The organism is Pseudomonas sp. PvP028 (assembly GCF_017832255.1).
Classification (GTDB): Bacteria; Pseudomonadota; Gammaproteobacteria; order Pseudomonadales; family Pseudomonadaceae; genus Aquipseudomonas; species Aquipseudomonas syringae.
The window spans coordinates 2,120,576-2,138,536 of record NZ_JAFIBL010000001.1 but is presented as its reverse complement, the minus strand read 5'-3'; the positions used below and the strand labels follow the sequence as shown (position 1 = coordinate 2,138,536).

The 17,961-nt window shown below is 60.2% G+C and carries 22 protein-coding genes; 10 read left to right on the top strand and 12 right to left on the bottom strand.

Annotated features, from left to right (window positions below; translation table 11 throughout):
* Window positions 1-36 precede the first annotated feature (36 nt).
* Entirely contained in the window at window positions 37-981 is a 945-nt protein-coding gene (cbpA, locus tag JOE34_RS09645) for a curved DNA-binding protein (protein ID WP_209996849.1), read from the bottom strand.
* Window positions 982-1,308: 327 nt separating this feature from the next.
* On the opposite strand from cbpA, the gene JOE34_RS09640 reads away from it, so the two are divergent.
* Entirely contained in the window at window positions 1,309-2,574 is a 1,266-nt protein-coding gene (locus tag JOE34_RS09640) for an Hsp70 family protein (RefSeq protein ID WP_003347909.1), read from the top strand.
* A gap of 277 nt (window positions 2,575-2,851) precedes the next feature.
* Here the strand turns inward: JOE34_RS09640 and JOE34_RS09635 are convergent, their stop codons facing one another.
* Together JOE34_RS09635 and JOE34_RS09630 are read right to left on the bottom strand one after the other, a co-directional pair.
* A complete protein-coding gene (locus JOE34_RS09635) occupies window positions 2,852-3,862 on the bottom strand; it encodes an AI-2E family transporter (protein WP_003347907.1) in 1,011 nt (336 codons plus the stop codon).
* 188 nt (window positions 3,863-4,050) lie between these two features.
* The gene (locus JOE34_RS09630; protein ID WP_003305605.1) at window positions 4,051-4,341 is read right to left on the bottom strand and encodes a PsiF family protein; all 291 of its coding nucleotides are present in this window, start codon (window positions 4,339-4,341) and stop codon (window positions 4,051-4,053) included.
* Between the two features lie 152 nt (window positions 4,342-4,493).
* Between JOE34_RS09630 and JOE34_RS09625 the strand changes: the two genes are divergently transcribed.
* Window positions 4,494-5,375 (top strand): DMT family transporter, encoded by an 882-nt coding sequence (locus tag JOE34_RS09625; protein WP_003391860.1) that lies wholly within the window; start codon window positions 4,494-4,496, stop codon window positions 5,373-5,375.
* Here JOE34_RS09625 and JOE34_RS09620 read toward each other — a convergent pair.
* Complete coding sequence (locus JOE34_RS09620; protein ID WP_003317034.1) at window positions 5,372-5,605, bottom strand: hypothetical protein; 234 nt, start codon at window positions 5,603-5,605, stop codon at window positions 5,372-5,374. The two genes, JOE34_RS09625 and JOE34_RS09620, sit on opposite strands and share 4 nt — an antisense overlap.
* A 309-nt stretch (window positions 5,606-5,914) precedes the next feature.
* Here JOE34_RS09620 and osmE point away from each other — a divergent pair, with 309 nt between their 5' ends.
* From osmE to JOE34_RS09605, 3 genes are read left to right on the top strand one after another with little or no spacing between them, the layout of a single operon-like run.
* Window positions 5,915-6,253, top strand: coding sequence for an osmotically-inducible lipoprotein OsmE (gene osmE / locus JOE34_RS09615; RefSeq protein WP_003317036.1), 339 nt, complete (start codon window positions 5,915-5,917; stop codon window positions 6,251-6,253).
* A 33-nt stretch (window positions 6,254-6,286) separates the two neighbouring features.
* Window positions 6,287-6,613 (top strand): hypothetical protein, encoded by a 327-nt coding sequence (locus JOE34_RS09610; protein ID WP_209995616.1) that lies wholly within the window; start codon window positions 6,287-6,289, stop codon window positions 6,611-6,613.
* Between the two features lie 3 nt (window positions 6,614-6,616).
* Window positions 6,617-7,156 carry a ferritin-like domain-containing protein gene (locus JOE34_RS09605; RefSeq protein ID WP_003317037.1) on the top strand — a complete coding sequence of 180 codons (540 nt, stop codon included), beginning with the start codon at window positions 6,617-6,619 and terminating at the stop codon, window positions 7,154-7,156.
* Window positions 7,157-7,277: 121 nt separating this feature from the next.
* On the opposite strand, the gene JOE34_RS09600 is transcribed toward JOE34_RS09605, so the two are convergent.
* A complete protein-coding gene (locus JOE34_RS09600) occupies window positions 7,278-9,344 on the bottom strand; it encodes an AsmA family protein (RefSeq protein WP_024648031.1) in 2,067 nt (688 codons plus the stop codon).
* A 223-nt stretch (window positions 9,345-9,567) separates the two neighbouring features.
* On the opposite strand from JOE34_RS09600, the gene JOE34_RS09595 reads away from it, so the two are divergent.
* The 5 genes from JOE34_RS09595 (at window position 9,568) to JOE34_RS09575 (ending at window position 12,843) form a co-directional block, all read left to right on the top strand.
* On the top strand, window positions 9,568-10,200 hold the full coding sequence (locus JOE34_RS09595; RefSeq protein WP_002555418.1) for a TetR family transcriptional regulator: 633 nt from the start codon (window positions 9,568-9,570) through the stop codon (window positions 10,198-10,200).
* Between the two features lie 233 nt (window positions 10,201-10,433).
* Entirely contained in the window at window positions 10,434-10,934 is a 501-nt protein-coding gene (gene ureE / locus JOE34_RS09590; protein WP_003317039.1) for an urease accessory protein UreE, read from the top strand.
* Window positions 10,931-11,605, top strand: a complete 675-nt coding sequence (locus JOE34_RS09585) for an urease accessory protein UreF (protein ID WP_024663240.1) — start codon at window positions 10,931-10,933, stop codon at window positions 11,603-11,605. Before ureE ends, JOE34_RS09585 begins: the two co-directional genes overlap by 4 nt.
* A gap of 21 nt (window positions 11,606-11,626) precedes the next feature.
* Entirely contained in the window at window positions 11,627-12,244 is a 618-nt protein-coding gene (ureG, locus tag JOE34_RS09580; protein ID WP_003347890.1) for an urease accessory protein UreG, read from the top strand.
* 26 nt (window positions 12,245-12,270) lie between these two features.
* Window positions 12,271-12,843 (top strand): HupE/UreJ family protein, encoded by a 573-nt coding sequence (locus JOE34_RS09575; protein ID WP_003391854.1) that lies wholly within the window; start codon window positions 12,271-12,273, stop codon window positions 12,841-12,843.
* A 48-nt stretch (window positions 12,844-12,891) separates the two neighbouring features.
* On the opposite strand, the gene JOE34_RS09570 is transcribed toward JOE34_RS09575, so the two are convergent.
* The 7 genes from JOE34_RS09570 to JOE34_RS09540 form a co-directional block, all read right to left on the bottom strand.
* Window positions 12,892-13,311, bottom strand: coding sequence for a hypothetical protein (locus JOE34_RS09570; RefSeq protein ID WP_003317042.1), 420 nt, complete (start codon window positions 13,309-13,311; stop codon window positions 12,892-12,894).
* Window positions 13,308-13,925: a GTP cyclohydrolase II gene (gene ribA / locus JOE34_RS09565; protein WP_003317043.1), complete on the bottom strand. Its 618-nt coding sequence runs from the start codon at window positions 13,923-13,925 to the stop codon at window positions 13,308-13,310. The genes JOE34_RS09570 and ribA overlap by 4 nt, the downstream gene beginning before the upstream one ends.
* Window positions 13,926-14,058: 133 nt before the next feature.
* On the bottom strand, window positions 14,059-15,024 hold the full coding sequence (gene thiL / locus JOE34_RS09560) for a thiamine-phosphate kinase (protein WP_122335533.1): 966 nt from the start codon (window positions 15,022-15,024) through the stop codon (window positions 14,059-14,061).
* A gap of 16 nt (window positions 15,025-15,040) precedes the next feature.
* On the bottom strand, window positions 15,041-15,538 hold the full coding sequence (gene nusB, locus JOE34_RS09555) for a transcription antitermination factor NusB (protein WP_003317045.1): 498 nt from the start codon (window positions 15,536-15,538) through the stop codon (window positions 15,041-15,043).
* Entirely contained in the window at window positions 15,535-16,011 is a 477-nt protein-coding gene (ribE, locus tag JOE34_RS09550) for a 6,7-dimethyl-8-ribityllumazine synthase (protein ID WP_002555427.1), read from the bottom strand. Before ribE ends, nusB begins: the two co-directional genes overlap by 4 nt.
* 129 nt (window positions 16,012-16,140) lie before the next feature.
* The gene (gene ribBA / locus JOE34_RS09545) at window positions 16,141-17,232 is read right to left on the bottom strand and encodes a bifunctional 3,4-dihydroxy-2-butanone-4-phosphate synthase/GTP cyclohydrolase II (RefSeq protein ID WP_003421165.1); all 1,092 of its coding nucleotides are present in this window, start codon (window positions 17,230-17,232) and stop codon (window positions 16,141-16,143) included.
* 21 nt (window positions 17,233-17,253) lie between these two features.
* Window positions 17,254-17,916, bottom strand: coding sequence for a riboflavin synthase (locus JOE34_RS09540; protein ID WP_209995614.1), 663 nt, complete (start codon window positions 17,914-17,916; stop codon window positions 17,254-17,256).
* Window positions 17,917-17,961: the final 45 nt, after the last annotated feature.

The following is a 17,961-nucleotide window of genomic DNA, read 5'->3' as shown; positions in this document are numbered from 1 at the left end:
CCAGGCAGAAAAGACAGAATCGCAAGAGCGCTCCGCTCAACCCTTCCACTGCGCGCGAGGATCGAACGACGAACTGTCTGCCAGTTTCTGCCAGAGCGCCCGGGTAGCCTCGTCGGTGTGCTTGGGCACGACGACTTTCAACTGCGCGTAAAGATCGCCGCGCTCGCCAGTCTTGTTCATCAAGCCGTTACCCTTGATCCGCAGACGCTGCCCGTTCTGACTGTCCGGGCGGATGGTCAGGTTGATCCTGCTGGTCAGCGTTGGCACGGCAACCTTGGTACCCAGCACGGCTTCCCAGGGGGCCAGTGGCACGGTGATGACCAGATCATGGCCTTCGACCTCGAACAGCGGATGCGGGGCCAGGCGAATGATCAGGTACAAGTCGCCATTGGCACCACCGCCCACGCCGGGTGCGCCCTGCCCTTTCAGGCGAATACGCTCGCCATCGACCACGCCTGCCGGAATCTTCACATTCAGCGTTTTGGTGATATCGCTCATGCGCTGCCCGTTGGGGCTGTGCTGCGGCACCTTGAAGCTGACCTGCTTGGATTCCCCCGAAAGTGTCTCTTCGAGGAACACCGCCAGTTCCATCTCCACGTCCTGCCCGGTGCGTCCAGGGTTGCGGGTACGCCCGCCCTGTTGTGGCCGGCCACCGAAAATGGAGCTGAAAAACTCCGAAAAGTCTGCCGTTTCCTCGAACCCGCCTGCCCCCGCGCCGGCGCGGCTTTGCCAGCCAGGCGGGGTCTGGAACGGACGGCCCTGACGACCGTATTTGCGTAGCTCGTCATACTCGGCGCGCTTTTCAGGGCTGCTGAGTACCTCATACGCTTCGGAGGCTTCCTTGAACTTGTCTTCGGCGCCTGCTTCCTTGCTGACGTCCGGGTGATACTTGCGCGCGAGTTTGCGATAGGCGGTCTTGATCGCCTTGTCGTCCGCAGTCGGCTCCACGTCAAGTATCTTGTAGTAGTCTTTGAAATCCATGTAACGATCACCCATCCGAATTATCCGGCAAAGCCAGATACGCTGGCGTCACGCGCCCAGCGCCCTCTGTCACGAGGCATCTGGATTACCTAACGTCGAAAAATATACAGATAGACCAGCTGCCTTTGTCGGCGGGTCGATAGCTCGACAACATAATGTCCGACAACAGGGTCTACCGGGAATCCCTTCAAGATTGGGGGTAACAGGCTTCAGTTCAAGCCTTGGCCGCAAATACAGCCAAGTAAATATAAGCGACGTGTCGCGCTACGCAATTTGCCCGCGCTGACATAAACTGCGCGGCCGTTTTTTGACTGGAACGTAAAAGACATGAATGACCAATCCCCGGCCCGTGCCTGCGGCATCGATTTCGGCACGTCCAACTCCACTGTCGGCTGGCAACGACCCGGCATGGAATCGTTGATCGCGCTGGAGGACGACAAGATTACCCTGCCTTCGGTGGTGTTCTTCAATATGGAAGAGCGCCGCCCGGTGTATGGCCGCCTGGCGCTGCACGAGTATCTGGAAGGCTACGAAGGCCGCCTGATGCGCTCGCTCAAGAGCCTGCTGGGCTCGAAGCTGATCAAACATGACACCAGCGTGCTGGGCACGGCGATGCCCTTCAAGGATTTGCTGGCCCTGTTTATCGGCGAGCTGAAAAAGCGCGCGGAGCAAACGGCCGGACGCGAATTCGAGCAAGTCGTGCTGGGCCGTCCGGTGCATTTTGTCGATGACGACGCCCAGGCCGATCAGGAAGCCGAAGATACGCTGGCTGAAGTGGCACGCAAGATCGGCTTCAAGGACGTGTCGTTCCAGTTCGAGCCTATCGCTGCGGCCTTCGATTACGAGTCCACCATCCAGGACGAAGAACTGGTGCTGATCGTCGACATCGGCGGCGGTACTTCGGACTTTTCGCTGGTGCGTCTGTCGCCCGAGCGCCGCCAGCACGATGATCGCCAGCAGGACATCCTCGCCACCGGTGGCGTGCACATCGGCGGGACCGACTTCGACAAGCAGTTGAGCCTGCAAGGCGTGATGCCGCTGTTCGGTTATGGCAGCCGCATGAAAAGCGGTGCGTACATGCCGACCAGTCACCACATGAACCTGGCGACCTGGCACACCATCAACGCCGTGTACTCGCAAAAATCGCAACTGGCCCTGGGCAGCATGCGCTACGACATCGAAGACACTGGCGGTATCGATCGCCTGTTCAAACTGATCGAACAGCGCGCCGGGCACTGGCTGGCCATGGAAGTGGAAGAAACCAAGATCCAGCTGACTCACGCCGACAGCCGTCACCTGCTCATGGATCGAGTGGAAGCCGGCCTGAGCGTGGACCTGAGCCGGGTGATGTTCGAAGCCGCCATCGACGCCCAGCTTGAGCGGGTGCGCAACAGCGTGACGAACTTGCTGAACGATGCGGGAGTGAGTGTCGAACAGGTCAGCACGGTGTTCTTCACCGGCGGTTCAAGCGGTATCCCTGCCCTGCGCAACAGCGTCTCGAACATGCTGCCCAACGCACGCCACGTTGAAGGCAACATCTTCGGCAGCATCGGCAGCGGCCTGGCCATCGAAGCGAAGAAGCGTTACGGCTAGTCATGCGCCTATCGTGGGAATGCCCTTCGTGATGCTCCGCGTCACAGATCGCTGATCTTGTGGGAGCGAGCTTGCTCGCGAAGACGGATTACCTCACCAATGGACTTCCAGCGGCTGCACGGGCCTCTTCGTGAGCAAGCTCACTCCCACGGGCGGGAGTGTTTCGAGCCATGTGGATGCGCTGCAGCACCGCAGACGCAGAGCGTCCAGAACTGCATGCCAACGCGGTGAACTGGCACGATAGGCGTTCTTTCGGACGCCTATCTACGCAAGCGCACTAGACCAACCCTTCCTTCTGCAACTCGCTCTTCAGGTAAGCATAGTAAATCGGCCCTGCGACCACGCCCGGCAGACCGAATGCGGCTTCGAACAGCAGCATCGCCAGCAGCAGCTCCCACGACTTGGCGTTGATCTGTCCGCCCACGATGCGCGCATTGAGGAAGTACTCGACCTTGTGGATCACGATCAGGTAGCCCAGCGCCGCCAGCGCAACCCAGATCGAGATGGACATGCCGACGATGAAGATCAGCGTGTTTGACATCAGGTTACCCACCACCGGCAACAGGCCAAGCAGGAAGGTCATGATGATCAGGGTCTTGGTCAGTGGCAGGTGAATCCCGCACAGCGGCAATACGATGGCCAGGAACACCGAGGTAAACGCCGTATTGAGCAGGGAAATCTTGATCTGGGCGAAAACAATGTTGCGAAACGCCCGGCTGACCAAGTGCAGCCGATCGAACAGAGCAGCCGCCAGCGGCTTGCGCGCATGCACATCGGAGATACGCTGCAAGGCAATGATCGCGCCCAGCACCATGCCGATCAGCATGGTGACGAACATGTGCGCCGCCCCCTTGCCGATCAACTGCAATTCGCCCACGTGCTTCTGCAGCCATTGCCCGAGCGAAACCTGAAACTCCGCTGCACTGGCAGGCAGATAAGCATCGATGAACGGAGGCAACTGACCACGCGCGCGGTCGACCAGGGTCATGAACTTGTCGAGCGAGGCACCCGGATTTTCGGCTTCATGCAGCACAAAACTGATGGCACCGGCAAAAATCAGTGTCAGCAGGCTGACCACCAGCGTGCCCAGCAGCGCCACAGCCAGCCAGCGGGCCCGTTCGCCGGAGATCAGACGTTGCAACTTGGGAGTCAACATGTTGACCAGCTCGAACACCAACAGTCCAGCCAGCAGGCTGGGCAACAACTTGAATGGCAACACCAATAACAGACCGCCAAATACAAGAATCCAGCTGGCTATTAACACCTGACGCGCAGAAAACGTTGGCATAGACCCTCAACGGGCAACACAAGGAAGGTGGGCAGTCTGCCAGCCTTCTTGGCCCATAACCAGTGATCCGAAAGCGGTAAAAAACAAGCCGCAATCATCTGCCCGATGATCGGCTCGAGAACAGCGCGAAAGTGCAGTGTTTACTGCACCCGCGCCTGTTGCCCGCAGTAAAGATGCCGACTGAAAAATTATTTCTTCTTGAGACAATCGCTCATGAAACTCTTGCGCTCATCGCCCTTGAGCGCCTGAGTGCTGGCGGTCGCGTTGCAGGTTTTCATCTTCTCCTGCTGGGTGGCCGCCGGCGGCGGTGCCGCTTTCAGGCAAGTGCTCATGAACGCCTTGCGCTCATCGCCCTTGAGCGACTTCGCGCTGGCGTCGGCATTGCAGGTGGTCATTTTGTTCTGCTGCGCGGTCGCAGCGAAACCCTGGGCAGACAACATCAAGCCAACGAGCAACACAGGAATACCGAGCTTGTTCATCGATCCACTCTCCAGATCCACTGCGCCGGGCGGCACAGGCTGAGATTCAGTGTAGTCAGCGTCTGCAGTCTGTGACGGGGCGCCGAATATCGCCGCTGGCATTCTCGACAAACAGGCGGATAATTACGCCTCGCTTTAACGATGATCCCCTTATGCAATACGCTTTCCCGCTGATCACCGTCCTTATCTGGGCGATCAACACAGCCGTCACCAAGGCGTCTGCCGGGGTGATCTTTCCGGCTGAAATAGGCTTTTATCGCTGGGCGCTGGCCGGCTTGCTGTTCACGCCGTTCATGCTCGGGCCGGTGTGGGCGAACCGCGCGGCAATAAGACCGGTACTCGGCAAGATCTTCATTCTGGCCGTGCTTGGCACAGCGCTGTATCAGAGCCTGGCGTATTTCGCGGCCAGCCTGACAACTGCCACCAATATGGGGATCATTCAGTCGATGGTGCCGATGATGGCGCTGGGGCTGTCGATAGCCTGCCTCGGCACTCGCTTGACCTCGGGTGCGCTGCTGGGGGCGGCGCTGTCATTCGCGGGTGTGGTGGTCGTGGTCTCGGCGGGCAATCCGGCCGGCCTGATCGAGCAGGGTGTCAATCGGGGCGATGCGATGGTGCTGGTGGCCGCCGCGTCGTATGCGGTCTACAGCACACTGCTGAAGAAGTGGCAGTTGCGTTTGCCGCCCCTGCAGTTGCTTTACGTACAGATCCTGCTGGCGATTATCGTTTTACTGCCGCCGTTCATGCTGTCGGCGAAAACCGGCCTGAATGCGAGCAACATCCCGATGGTGCTGTATGCCGCGATTCCAACGTCGATGCTCGCGCCGTGGCTGTGGATGACCTCGATCATGCGCCTGGGCCCCAGCCGCACAACACTGTTCTTCAACCTGATGCCCATCGCCACGGCCTTGATTGCCGCGGCGACACTGGGCGAGAAACTGGCGCTCTATCACCTGTTCGGCGGAGCGCTGACCCTGTGCGGCGTCATCCTCGCGGAACGCTGGACAACGCCGCTGCGGTCAAAGGCGGATTAGACAGTCGCGCTGCCTTCGCTGCCCTCCAGGCTGTGAATCGACACATCGGTGATGCCGGCGGCAAGGGGCAGCCCGGCTTCACCCATTGGCAGCTCGTCCAGCTCTACGTGATGCTTGAGCGCCAGTTCGTGCACGACTTCGATGATGGGCACGTCCAGATTCTCGATAATGTCTACGTGGTGCTCGCCGAGCAGGGTGTACTCGATCTCATACAGCTCTTTATCGCTCATCGCATCTTCCTGGCCGTCACTGAGGAACGGCTGATTAACGAACTACGGTCCGACAACCGATGACCGAGCCCAAGGCTGAGCAAAACGCTCAACCATGCCATCAGATTGACCTCGGCCTTTCGGGAACGTGCGAGGAATATTCAAAGCGCTTTTCATGCCCGATCGTCATGCCGTTCGGGGGGTTCAGCACCGGCATCAGGGTCGATGCAAGGTACTGCCTCATCGCCATCTTTTTTTCGAACTCTTGGCCTCTCCTCTGCTCCAAGGCGTACCGGGCCAAAACCGGCTCTGACATGTGGAGCAATAACGATGTACAAAAAACTCTTCGCGGCGACCTTTGTATTGGCGACGATGGCTGGCTGCAGCAACACAACCGTGCAGAACCCGGTGGACTACGTCACTTATCGCAACGAGCCGCTGGTCAAGCAGGTCGAGAACGGCATGACGCGCCAGCAGGTCCTGACCATCGGCGGTGAGCCGTCGAGCACCATCGAGCGCCGGGTCAACCCGGGCACTTGCAACAACTACGTCATGAACAAAGACGGCCACAAACAGGTTTACCATGTCAGCTTCAACAGCGACGGCCGTGTAACCAACAAAGGTTTCATGACTTGCGAACAACGCGAGAAGAACGAAAAAGCGATGTAATCAAAACGCAGGCACAAACAAAAAGCCCGAGGCATGGATGCCTCGGGCTTTTTGTTGAATGCTTTTTTAGAAAACCAGCTTGAACAGGGCGATAACCACGACCAGGCCGATCAGAAAGATGATGCCAACGGTGCTTCCCAGGAACTTGAGCATTGTGTATCTCCACGATTTATTTGGGTCTCAAGGTTGGGACCGCGGGGCTCAGCACTCGTTTCTTATATTTTTACATTCAGTCACAACCTTGCGCACCGACGAAAATCCGATAAAACTTTTTCCCTTCTCCAGCACTCACAACCCTTGCTGATCCTGCCGGGCAATACACAGAGCGGGACAGCAAAACCTGATGAGTCCTGGAGATAAATGATGAATTCTGCACCGCAATCACAGCTTTCCGATGTAAATACTCTGCGCCAGCGCGCACGCCAGAACGTTGAGGATGGTGCTGTGACTCAAGGTTACAGCGCTGACCGCGAAACGGTCCTGCGCCTGCTCAATGAATCGCTGGCTACCGAGCTGGTCTGTGTGCTGCGCTACAAGCGCCACTACTACATGGCGTCGGGCCTGAAAGCGAGCGTCGCGGCAGCCGAGTTTCTGGAACACGCAGAGCAGGAAGCGCAGCACGCTGACAAACTGGCCGAGCGTATCGTGCAACTGGGCGGCGAGCCGGAGTTCAACCCGGACACCCTGTCGAAGAACTCCCACGCGCAGTACGTGGCTGGCAACACACTGAAAGAAATGGTCTACGAAGATCTGGTTGCCGAGCGCATCGCCGTAGACAGCTATCGCGAGATCATTCAATACCTCGGCGACAGCGACCCGACTACACGCCGCATCTTCGAAGAAATCCTTGCTCAGGAAGAAGAGCACGCTGACGACATGGCAGACATTCTTAACGATCTGTAAGCCGCAGCAGCAAATGAAAAGCCAGGACCTGTGTCCTGGCTTTTTTGTGGCCGGTAGTTTCTCGAGGCACATATGTGAACATCGTTGCGCACGCTCCAGCGCTGGCACGAGAGATGGAGCGTTACTTCACCGTCTTCGGCGCCTTGCCGGTGCGCATCTGCTCCAGCAGCGGACCACACTGATTCGGCTCGCTGTCGCCAGTGGCGACCAGCGCGAGCAAACCGGCAACAGGACCTACGGTTGCACCGAGCAGGACCATGCCGGCTCCACGCAGCAACAACGGACCGGACTGTACGCCTGCGTTGGGCTTGGCGAACGGGCCGTTGACGTACAGCGGCGAGCGCAGCGAGAACACGCGGAAGCCCTTGGACTCAGGGTTGATCTGCAGGTCCAGTTGCTCGGTCTTCAGGTTCGCGGTGCCATTGATGTAAATGATGGCGTTCTCGGTATCGAAGACAAACAGCCGGCTGGTCGCCAACCCGTCTTTGATACCGAAGTTCGAGGCCGCGCAATTGATCTTCACGTCCTTGTCGCCGAACAGCTTGCCGACTACGTAGTTACCCACGTTCAGCCCGGCAATTTCCATCAGGCCACGACTGATCGCGCCGTCATTCACCAGCATCTTCATTTCGCCGTTGGCAGACCCCAGCAAGGCTGCAATCGAGTTGCCGCGCCCACTGATATCGGCGTCGCCGTTCAGCTCACCGAAGCTGGTTTTCATCGGTTCGAAGGTCGGGAACAACTGCTTGAGCTTGAAATTGCGCGCCGACAGTTTAGCCCTGCCCTGCATCGGTTTGTTTTGCCCGTTCAGGCGAATGTCCGCGTCCAGCTTGCCGCCTGCCACACCAAAGCGCAGCGGCTCGAGGCTCAACTGGCCATCGTCGAGAACCAGATGGGTGTAGAGGTCAGTGAACGGCAGATCCGGGCTCTGCACGATGCGCTTGCCGGTGAACTCCACGTCGGCGTCCATCGCCCGCCAGCGATCAGTCTGAAACTCCTCGACAGGCAGAACCTTGCCCGAAGGCTGCTTGCTCTCGCCACCGCGCTTTTTCTGCGCAGCATTGGAGTCCGCACCGATCAGCGGCGCGAGGTCACTGAACAGCAATTGATTGGAGACCAGCACGCCACTCAGCTTAGGGCGGGGCTGACTGGCGACGAAGCCCAGATCGCCATGGATATCGCTGTTGCCGATCTTGCCGTTGAAGCCTTCGTAACGGAAGTTGGCGCCGGCCGGATCATGCAGTTTGGCGATCAGACGGCCATCAGTGGAGTACGCCGGAGAATCCGGCAGGGTCACGCCGGTCAGCGGGTAAAGATTGCTCAGGCTCGCGCCGGAAAGCTTGAGGCGCAGATCCAGCGCGCCCAGGTTCTGTGGATCGGTCAGGGTCCCGGCGATCAGCGCATGGGTATCACCGACCTTCACGTCAGCCTGTACCGGAAACGGTTGATTGGCATCCTTGAGCGCGAGCAGACCGCCGACCTTGCCGGTGCCGCTCAGCTTCTGACCGTGGTACTGGCCGGTGACCGCCAGACCGAATGCATAATCCTGCGGCACTGCGCCCTTGTCCTGGGCCTTTTTCGCTTCCTTGCTGCCGACGATTTCACTGAACGGGATCGGCTTGCCGAGCAGGTCGATTACCACGTCCAGATTGGCGTTGAGTTTCTGGTCGTTGAAGCTCACCAGTCCCTTGTCAAACTTGATCGCGCCGATGTCCATCACCCATTTGGAGGGCTCGGCATTCGGGTCGGATTTGGGCAGATCGAACACCCAGTTGGCGCGACCATCGGCCAGACGCTCGAGTTTAGCCTCGGGGCCGGTCAGATCAATACGCGGGATAACCACTTGCTGCGCCAGCAGCGGCAGCAGCGAGAGACGAAATTCGACGTGCTTGAGGGTCACCATCTGCGGGGTCTTCGACCATTCAGGGTTACCCAGGCTCAGGTCATCGGCGACAAAGTGCGGCGACGGCACCCAGGCACGCCAGCCACCGAGTTCGGGCTCACGCGTCCAGCGCACATCCAGATCACCATTGATGGCGAACGGACGATGCAGCGCTTCGCTGACTTTTGCATTGAGGGTGGGTTTGATGCGATTCCAGTCGAAAGTGACGATCACAATGACCAATATAGCCAGCACCACCAGCAACGTGGCACCTGTCCAGGCGAAAATCTTGCGGCTGCGCGTCATGCGTCACTCTCCAGAAAACAGCGCCCCGACCCTGGCGCGCTGAATACGACATGAATGTTCGACTGACAAACGCGCCGAGGGTTTGATTTGAATACGAAAATGCATCGAAGGCCAGCACTCATGCACTATTACTGTTCAAGGAGCCTGACTGAAAACCCTTTCGACGCAGGTAAAGCGCATTTGCTAAAGTGCAACCCAGCCTAATCCAAGAATCGTTTGAGCCATGCTGCCCCGCGCCGAACAGAAACAACAGACCCGAAGAGCCCTGCTCGATGCTGCCCATCAACTGATGGAGAGCGGGCGCGGCTTCGGCAGCCTGAGCCTGCGCGAAGTGGCACGCACGGCAGGTATCGTACCCACCGGGTTCTACCGGCATTTTGAGGACATGGACCAGTTGGGGCTGGCGCTGGTCAGCGAGGTCGGCCAGACCTTTCGCGAGACCATCCGGCTGGTGCGCCACAACGAATTCGCCATGGGCGGGCTGATTCGTGCGTCGGTGAAGATATTCCTTGAACGCGTGGCGGCCAACCGCTCGCAGTTCCTGTTTCTGGCGCGCGAACAATACGGCGGCTCCTTAAAGGTGCGCCAGGCGCTCGGAGCGCTGCGTGAAGGCATCAGCGCCGACCTCACCGCCGACCTGGCAAAGATGCCCAAATGGCAGCACCTGAATGCCGATGCACTGTCGATCATCGCCGACCTGGTGGTCAAAAGCGTGTTCGCGATGCTGCCGGAACTGATCGACCCGCCCCCTGCCTCACTGGCCCCGCACCTGACACCTCAGGCGAAGATCACCCAGCAACTGCGCTTCATCTTCATTGGCGCACGGCACTGGCGGGGGCTGGGCAGTCACGATTGAGCGTCGGCACGCTCTGCTTCGTCCCGAGAAAAACGTCTCACTATTAACGCTCCCATCAACCAAAAGACTCGCACCAAATTAAGGCACCGCCTCGCTTACGCACCTAAATAGAGCGATGCAGCGCGTGTCGATACTCGCATCACCCGCTTCTGTCAGCCATTTCGTCGCAAGCTGCACTGTTGGCAAGCCCCTTGCTCTGATTTGAAGCATCGCAATTGGCTGGAAGCTATCTGATGCTGGTGATTCACGACCGAATCGAACCTCAGGCCGAATGGGCCGCCGAGCTGCATTTGAATTTCGAGGCACGCAGCAAAAGCCGACTGCGTTGCTTCAGTGCGGAAAACGAAGACGTCGGCCTGTTTCTGCAACGCGGCCAGTCGCCGCTGCGCGATGGCGAGTTTCTTCAAGCCCAGGATGGCCGCGTGGTGCGTGTCTGCGCGCGTCCCGAAAAACTCATGCACGTCACGTGCAGCAGCACCTTTGAACTGACCCGCGCGGCCTATCACCTTGGCAATCGTCACGTGGCCCTGCAAGTCGGCGACGGCTGGCTGCGCCTGCTCGACGATTACGTGCTCAAGGCGATGCTCGATCAACTGGGCGCCACTGTCGACACCATCGAAGCGCCGTTCCAGCCGGAACATGGCGCCTACGGCGGTGGGCATCATCACTCGCGTGCAGGCGAGGAGGATTTCAACTATCCGCCGCGAATGCACCAGTTTGGCGTGCGCAAGTGAACAGCGCCTGGGCGCTGTTGCGCCTGGCCAGCCCGCAGCTGCCTATCGGTGGCTACAGCTATTCGCAAGGGCTGGAAATGGCAGTGGAGCAGTCCATTGTGGTGGACCCGCAGACCGCAGGCCGCTGGATCGGCGATCAACTGCTGCTCAATCTCGCGCGTTTCGAGGCGCCCCTGCTGCTGGCTCATTGCGAAGCAGCGGCAGCCGGTGACTGGGGTCAGCTGCTGCAAGTCAGCGAACAGCATCGCGCCAGCCGCGAGACTCGCGAGCTGCATCTGGAAAGCCGGCAGATGGGTTACTCCTTGAAGCAGTTGCTCGATGGCCTGCCTGAACTGGATCGTGATGCGCGCCATTTTCTGCAGCAGACTGCCGAGCCGCACCTGGCCCTTGGCTGGGCGCTGGCCGCACGCGCCTGGCAGATCAGCCCGCAGGATGCGCTGGCTGCCTGGCTATGGAGCTGGCTTGAAAACCAGCTGGCCGTACTGATGAAAACCCTGCCGCTGGGCCAGCAAGCCGCCCAGCGGCTGACCAGCGAGCTGTTGCCGTTATTGCAGCAGGCGCAGGTCCGTGCGAGCGCACAAGATCCCTGCCATGCCGGTAGCGCAGCCTTCGGTCTGTCCCTGGCGAGCATGGCGCACGAACGTCAATACAGCCGGTTATTCCGGTCCTGATCAGTCCTTATGGAGAATTCAATGAACAGCCAACCTCTGCGCGTCGGAATCGGTGGCCCGGTCGGATCCGGCAAGACGGCGCTGACCCTGGCGCTGTGCCTGGCATTGCGCGACCGCTATAACCTGGCCGTGGTGACCAACGATATCTATACCCGAGAAGACGCTGACTTTCTGGTGCGTAACGAGGCACTGGCACCTGAGCGCATCATCGGCGTTGAAACCGGCGGCTGCCCGCACACCGCCATTCGCGAGGACGCTTCGATCAACCTGGAAGCAGTCGACCAACTCAATCGCCGCTTCGAAGGCCTGGACCTGATCATCGTCGAGTCCGGTGGCGATAACCTTTCCGCGACCTTCAGCCCGGAGCTTTCCGACCTGACCATCTACGTGATCGACGTGTCGGCCGGCGACAAGCTGCCGCGCAAAGGCGGTCCGGGCATTTGTAAGTCCGACCTGCTGGTGATCAACAAGATCGACCTCGCCCCGTTGGTGGGCGCGTCACTGGAAATGATGGACAGCGACACGCGCAGGATGCGTGGCGAAAAGCCGTTCGTGTTCAGCAATCAGAAAACCGGTCAGGGTCTGGAACAGATCATTGCCTTCATTGAGCGCCAGGGCCTGCTGAATGCAGCAGCCTGAATTCAACAACCAAAAGGAACCCATCGATGAACTACAAAAAAGCCCTTGGCGCCCTCGCGCTGTTGCTGGTGCCGACTCTGGCGCTGGCTCACCCCGGTCATGGCGATAACGGCCTGATCGCCGGTATCAGCCACCCCATCGGTGGGCTGGATCATTTGCTGGCCATGCTTGCCGTCGGCTTGTGGGCTGCGCAGCAACAAGGGTCGGCACGCTGGGCGCTGCCGTGCACCTTCGTCGGCACCATGCTGATCGGCGGCATGCTGGGCTTTGAAGGTCTGGACCTGCCTGCGCTGGAAAGCGGCATTGCAGCATCGGTACTGGCTCTGGGCCTGGCCGTGGCATTGGCAGTACGTCCGCCGCTGGCGTTGGCGGTCGCCGCAACAGCCCTGTTCGCCTTGTTCCACGGCGTGGCGCATGGCCTTGAACTGCCGGAGATGTCCAGCCCGTGGGCGTATGCAGCAGGTTTCGTTGCTGCAACTGCGGCCTTGCACGCGCTGGGTTATGCGATGGTTCGCGTGTTGCCTCAGGCGGCAGCACCGCTGGTGCGTATCGCCGGTGCAGCCTCTGCGGCAGCGGGTGTGTGGTTGCTGGCAGCCTGATCCCTGATCGAGTTTCGCGCTGATCGTGTCCGCGTCAGTTGGGGATGATCAGCGCGAAGGCGCAGGAATGCGGTACAGGTAGAGCAGCACTGCGCTGGCAAACGCCAGCAGACAGACCGGCAAGGGATGCAGACCGAACAGAACCGCGATGGCGGCGATCCAGGCGGGCAACCCGGCGGCCAGGAACGCCAGGCGGCGGATGGCCGCGAGCTTGAGCCACGCTGCCGGCTCCTCGGGTGTATCGAGTGCAGCCTGGGTGACCGCCAGCGCGCGCTTGTAGGCGCCGAAGGGTTTCAGGCTGACGAACATCGAGCCTATGCCGGCGATGAACAGCGGGATCGCCAACACCGGAATGAGCGGCTCGCTGGCACCGAAAAATAGACAGACCACCAGCAATGGCGCCAGGGTCAGACCCAGTTGACGCCACCATTGCATCTCCAGCTTTTGACGAACCTCGCTGCGTGTCACGCGGGGCCGACCTCGCTTTGATGTTCGTTGCCCATCATGTGCCCCAGCTTGCCCGCCTTGGTCGCCAGATAAAGGCGGTTGTGCGGGTTTTGTCCGGTGTGCAGCGGCACGCGCTCGGCGACCGTGATGCCCATGTCGGTCAAGGCCTTCACCTTGCGCGGGTTGTTGGTCATCAGCCGCAACGACTGCACGCCCAGATGCTGAAGCATCGGCAGGCAGATCGCGTAGTCACGCTGATCGGCAGCAAAGCCCAGCCGCTCGTTGGCTTCAACCGTATCGGCACCGCCATCCTGCAGCTCATAGGCGCGGATCTTGTTCATCAGACCGATACCGCGCCCTTCCTGGCGCAAGTACAACAGTACGCCCCGCCCTTCGGTGGCAATGGCGCGCAGGGCGGCTTCCAGTTGAGAACCGCAATCGCAACGCTGACTGAACAGGGCGTCGCCCGTCAGGCATTCGGAATGTACGCGACCCAGAACCGGCTCACCGTCCGCCACATCGCCCAGACTCAGGACGACGTGTTCACGGCCGGTTGCCGACTCGATAAAGCCGTGCATGGCAAACTCTGCAAAGGGAGTGGGCAGTTTGGAAGCGGCGACAAAGACGACGGGCACCGTGTGCTCCTGATCAGTATGAAGACTGGAAATTCGCAAGATTTGTATTGTAACAGCAGGTTCCTGCAGACGCTCAGGGTGAATTCTCGTGCATTTAGATCATAAAGTTCGATAGATAGAAGCGCTCATCGGCTCACTGCTCACCGCCAAAATGCTGGTAGCCACGCGTGTCAGGCGTGACGTCTTGCCCTGTGTCGTCAACAAGAATGACGCCTTGCCCCTGCTCTACCCGGCCAATCACATGCACCGGCCAGCCTTCTTTCAGCAACGTCGACAAGTGTTCGGAAGGCAGTGTGAAGGCCAGGATGTAATCGTCGCCACCGCTGAGCGCAGCCTGTCGGGCAGAAGGCAGATCGAACAAGGTCAGCAACTGGTCAGACATCGGCAGCCGGTCCCGCTCAACCACCAGACGAACACCCGACGCGCGAGCGATGTGTCCGCAGTCGGCCAGCAGCCCATCGGAGATGTCCAGCGCCGACGTCGCCCTGCCGCGCAAGGCCTGCCCAAGCGCCAGTTGCGGTTGCGGCGACCAGTAGCGGGCCAGCAATGCTTCGGCGATCAAGGGCTCGGCGCTGCGCTGCTTCAATACCAGCGGTAACGCACCTGCGCCATCACCCAGCGTGCCGCCGACACACAACAGGTCACCCGCCTGAGCACCCGCGCGGGTCAGGGCCGATCCGGCCGGCACAGCGCCGAACACTGTCAGGGTCAGGCTCAAGGGACCGCGCGTGGTATCACCACCGATCAGACGCAGCGAACAGCCTTGCGCCATCTGGTCAAGGCCGCGAGCGAAGGCCTGCAGCCAGTCGGCATCGACCTGCGGCAGAGTCAGGGCAAGGGTGAACGCGACAGGCCGGGCGCCCATGGCCGCCAGGTCACTGGCAGACACCGCCAGCGCACGCTGGCCAAGCAGAAAAGGGTCGCAGGCATCAGGAAAATGTACCCCGGCAACCAGGGTGTCGGTCGAGATCGCCAACTGCTCACCGGGCGCTAACGCCAGCAGCGCGCAGTCGTCGCCGATCCCCAGGGCAACTTCCTCGCCCACCTGCGCACAGGGCGCGGCGGCGAAGTAATTGCGGATCAGCTCGAACTCTCCCATGAAGGTCAGGCGCGAATCAGCGCTTGTGGGCCTTCACTTCGACTTCACGCAGGCGCGGCGCCAGCTTGTCCAGCACGCCATTGACGAACTTGTGGCCGTCAGTGGAGCCGTAGACTTTCGCCAGCTCGATGCCTTCGTTGATCACTACGCGATAAGGCACATCGATGCGCTTGAGCAGTTCGAAGGTGGACAGCCGCAGCACGGCCAGTTCAACCGGGTCGAGCTCTTCGATGGTCAGGTCAAGGCAAGGCGAGAGCGCGGTGTCGATCTCGGTCTTGTTGGTTGCCACGCCGTGCAGCAGCTCATGGAAGTAGGTGCCGTCGACGTTGCTGAAATCGTTGTCGACACGGAACTGCGCTTCGATCTCGTTCAACGAATGGCCGGCCATGTGCCACTGATACAGGGCCTGGGTTGCCATCTGACGTGCTTCACGACGCTTGGCGCTTTTGCCCTTGGCGGCTTCCGGCGATTTGGCGTCGCGCGGGTTGAACTGGTCGGTATCGTCGGAAATCACTTGGCCTCCAGCTGCGACAGCAGACTGACCATTTCGATAGCAGACAGGGCAGCTTCAGCACCCTTGTTGCCGGCCTTGGTGCCGGAACGCTCGATGGCCTGTTCAATGGAGTCGACGGTCAACACGCCGAAAGCGACCGGCACGCCGAATTCCATGGACACCTGAGACAAGCCCTTGACGCACTCGCCTGCCACGTATTCGAAGTGTGGAGTACCGCCACGGATCACTGCACCCAGTGCGACGATGGCCGCGAACTCGCTGCGTTGGGCAACTTTCTGCACAACCAGTGGAATCTCGAACGCACCCGGGGCACGGATGATGGTGATGTCGCTTTCGCTCACGCCATGGCGTACCAGCGCATCAACGGCACCGCTAACCAGGCTTTCCACGACGAAGCTGTTGAAACGGCCAACTACCAAGGCATAGCGGCCTTGGGGGGCGATGAAGGTACCTTCGATGGTCTTCAAGGTCATTCGGTGAGTCTCGTATTAAAGAGCAAGCCCGCCTTGGGGCGGACTTTGAGGGATATTAGGCCACGAATCATGCCTGTCAGGCCAAAACCTGCGAAAAACCATCTTTCACACGCCCCGACCTGCCGGTATTTATTCGGAGGGCACGTATTCTACAACTTCCAGATCGAAACCGGATATCGCATTGAACTTCATCGGCGAACTCATCAGGCGCATTTTGCGCACGCCGAGGTCACGAAGGATCTGCGAACCGGCACCGACCGTGCTGTAAGTGGTCGGTGTCTTGATCGGTTGCTGACCGGCGGTTTCGCGAATATGAGCCAGCAAGACATCGCCATCCAGCGGGTGACCGAGCAGCAGCACCACGCCGCTGCCCGCCTCGTTAACCGCGCGCATGGCGGCGCGCAGGCTCCATCGGCCGGGCTGGTTGACCATCAGCAGGTCACGCAACGGGTCCATGTTGTGCACGCGAACCAGCGTGGGCTCTTCGGCGCAGATGGTGCCCAGAGTCAGCGCCAGATGCACGTCGCCCTCGACCGAATCGCGGTAGGTCACCAGGTTGAAACTGCCCAGTTCGCTGTCCATCGGCTGCTCGGCAATCCGCTGAACGGTACGTTCGTGGATCATCCGGTAGTGAATCAGGTCGGCGATGGTGCCGATCTTGATGTCATGTTGCTGGGCAAATGCTTCGAGTTCGGCGCGACGGGACATGGTGCCGTCGTCGTTCATGACTTCGCAGATCAGGCCCGTCGCCTCGAAACCGGCCATGCGCGCCAGGTCGCAGGCCGCTTCGGTATGACCGGCGCGTGCCAGGGTGCCACCCGCCTGAGCCATGAGCGGGAAGATATGGCCCGGGCTGACGATGTCTTCGGCCTTGGCGTCCTTGGCAGCGGCAGCCTGCACCGTGCGTGCGCGGTCGGCTGCCGAGATGCCGGTGGTCACGCCTTCGGCAGCTTCAATGGAAACGGTGAACTTGGTGCCGAAACCTGAACCGTTGCGCGCTGCCATCAGCGGCAGCTTGAGGGTTTCGCAGCGCTCGCGAGTCATCGGCATGCAGATCAGACCACGGGCGAAACGCGCCATGAAGTTGATGTGCTCGGGCTTCACGCATTCGGCGGCCATGATCAGGTCGCCTTCGTTTTCGCGGTCTTCGTCATCCATGAGGATGACCATCTTGCCCTGGCGAATGTCTTCGACCAGTTCTTCGATACTGTTGAGCGCCACGCGGCACCCCCTTCAATCAATTCAGGATTTGAGGTAGCCGTTCTCGGCCAGGAAGCTTTCGGTGATCGTGCCGTGGCCCGGCTCGGCGGCCTTGTCACCCAGCAGCAGGCGCTCCAGATAACGCGCCAGCAGGTCGACCTCCAGGTTGACCTTACGGCCGGGCTGGTAGTCGGCCATGATCGTTTCGCTCCAGGTATGAGGCACGATGGTCAGTTCGAACTCCGCGCCGTTGACCGAGTTGACGGTCAGGCTGGTGCCATCGACCGTGATCGAGCCTTTGTGGGCGATGTATTTGGCCAGCTCACGTGGCGCACGCACGGTGAACTGAATGGCGCGGGCGTTATCTGCACGGGCGACGATTTCGCCGACGCCGTCGACATGACCGCTGACCAGATGGCCACCCAGACGTGTAGTCGGGGTCAGGGCCTTTTCCAGGTTGACCCGGCTGCCGCTCTTCAGGTCGACAAAGGCGGTGACGGTCAGGGTTTCCCGGCTGACGTCAGCCCAGAAGCCATCACCGGGCAATTCGACAGCGGTCAGGCATACGCCATTGACGGCAATGCTGTCGCCGAGTTTGACGTCGGTCAGGTCAAGCTTGCCGGTTTCCACATAAACGCGGACGTCGCCGCCTTTGGGAGTCAGGGTGCGGATGCTGCCAATGGATTCGATAATGCCGGTAAACATGGGTCCTCCGGGAGAACAAGGGCTGCGCGCAAGGCGAAAGCCGGG

Bases quoted from the DNA above. Each gene is read 5' to 3' on its own strand.
- JOE34_RS09540 (WP_209995614.1), bottom strand. From the start codon at position 17,916: ATGTTTACCGGCATTATCGAATCCATTGGCAGCATCCGCACCCTGACT.
- ureG (WP_003347890.1), top strand. From the start codon at position 11,627: ATGAACAGCCAACCTCTGCGCGTCGGAATCGGTGGCCCGGTCGGATCC.
- ribE (WP_002555427.1), bottom strand. From the start codon at position 16,011: ATGACCTTGAAGACCATCGAAGGTACCTTCATCGCCCCCCAAGGCCGC.
- ureE (WP_003317039.1), top strand. From the start codon at position 10,434: ATGCTGGTGATTCACGACCGAATCGAACCTCAGGCCGAATGGGCCGCC.
- JOE34_RS09630 (WP_003305605.1), bottom strand. From the start codon at position 4,341: ATGAACAAGCTCGGTATTCCTGTGTTGCTCGTTGGCTTGATGTTGTCT.
- JOE34_RS09640 (WP_003347909.1), top strand. From the start codon at position 1,309: ATGAATGACCAATCCCCGGCCCGTGCCTGCGGCATCGATTTCGGCACG.
- osmE (WP_003317036.1), top strand. From the start codon at position 5,915: ATGTACAAAAAACTCTTCGCGGCGACCTTTGTATTGGCGACGATGGCT.
- JOE34_RS09620 (WP_003317034.1), bottom strand. From the start codon at position 5,605: ATGAGCGATAAAGAGCTGTATGAGATCGAGTACACCCTGCTCGGCGAG.
- JOE34_RS09575 (WP_003391854.1), top strand. From the start codon at position 12,271: ATGAACTACAAAAAAGCCCTTGGCGCCCTCGCGCTGTTGCTGGTGCCG.
- JOE34_RS09625 (WP_003391860.1), top strand. From the start codon at position 4,494: ATGCAATACGCTTTCCCGCTGATCACCGTCCTTATCTGGGCGATCAAC.
- JOE34_RS09600 (WP_024648031.1), bottom strand. From the start codon at position 9,344: ATGACGCGCAGCCGCAAGATTTTCGCCTGGACAGGTGCCACGTTGCTG.
- cbpA (WP_209996849.1), bottom strand. From the start codon at position 981: ATGGATTTCAAAGACTACTACAAGATACTTGACGTGGAGCCGACTGCG.
- JOE34_RS09610 (WP_209995616.1), top strand. From the start codon at position 6,287: ATGGATGCCTCGGGCTTTTTGTTGAATGCTTTTTTAGAAAACCAGCTT.
- JOE34_RS09595 (WP_002555418.1), top strand. From the start codon at position 9,568: ATGCTGCCCCGCGCCGAACAGAAACAACAGACCCGAAGAGCCCTGCTC.
- thiL (WP_122335533.1), bottom strand. From the start codon at position 15,024: ATGGGAGAGTTCGAGCTGATCCGCAATTACTTCGCCGCCGCGCCCTGT.
- JOE34_RS09605 (WP_003317037.1), top strand. From the start codon at position 6,617: ATGAATTCTGCACCGCAATCACAGCTTTCCGATGTAAATACTCTGCGC.
- JOE34_RS09635 (WP_003347907.1), bottom strand. From the start codon at position 3,862: ATGCCAACGTTTTCTGCGCGTCAGGTGTTAATAGCCAGCTGGATTCTT.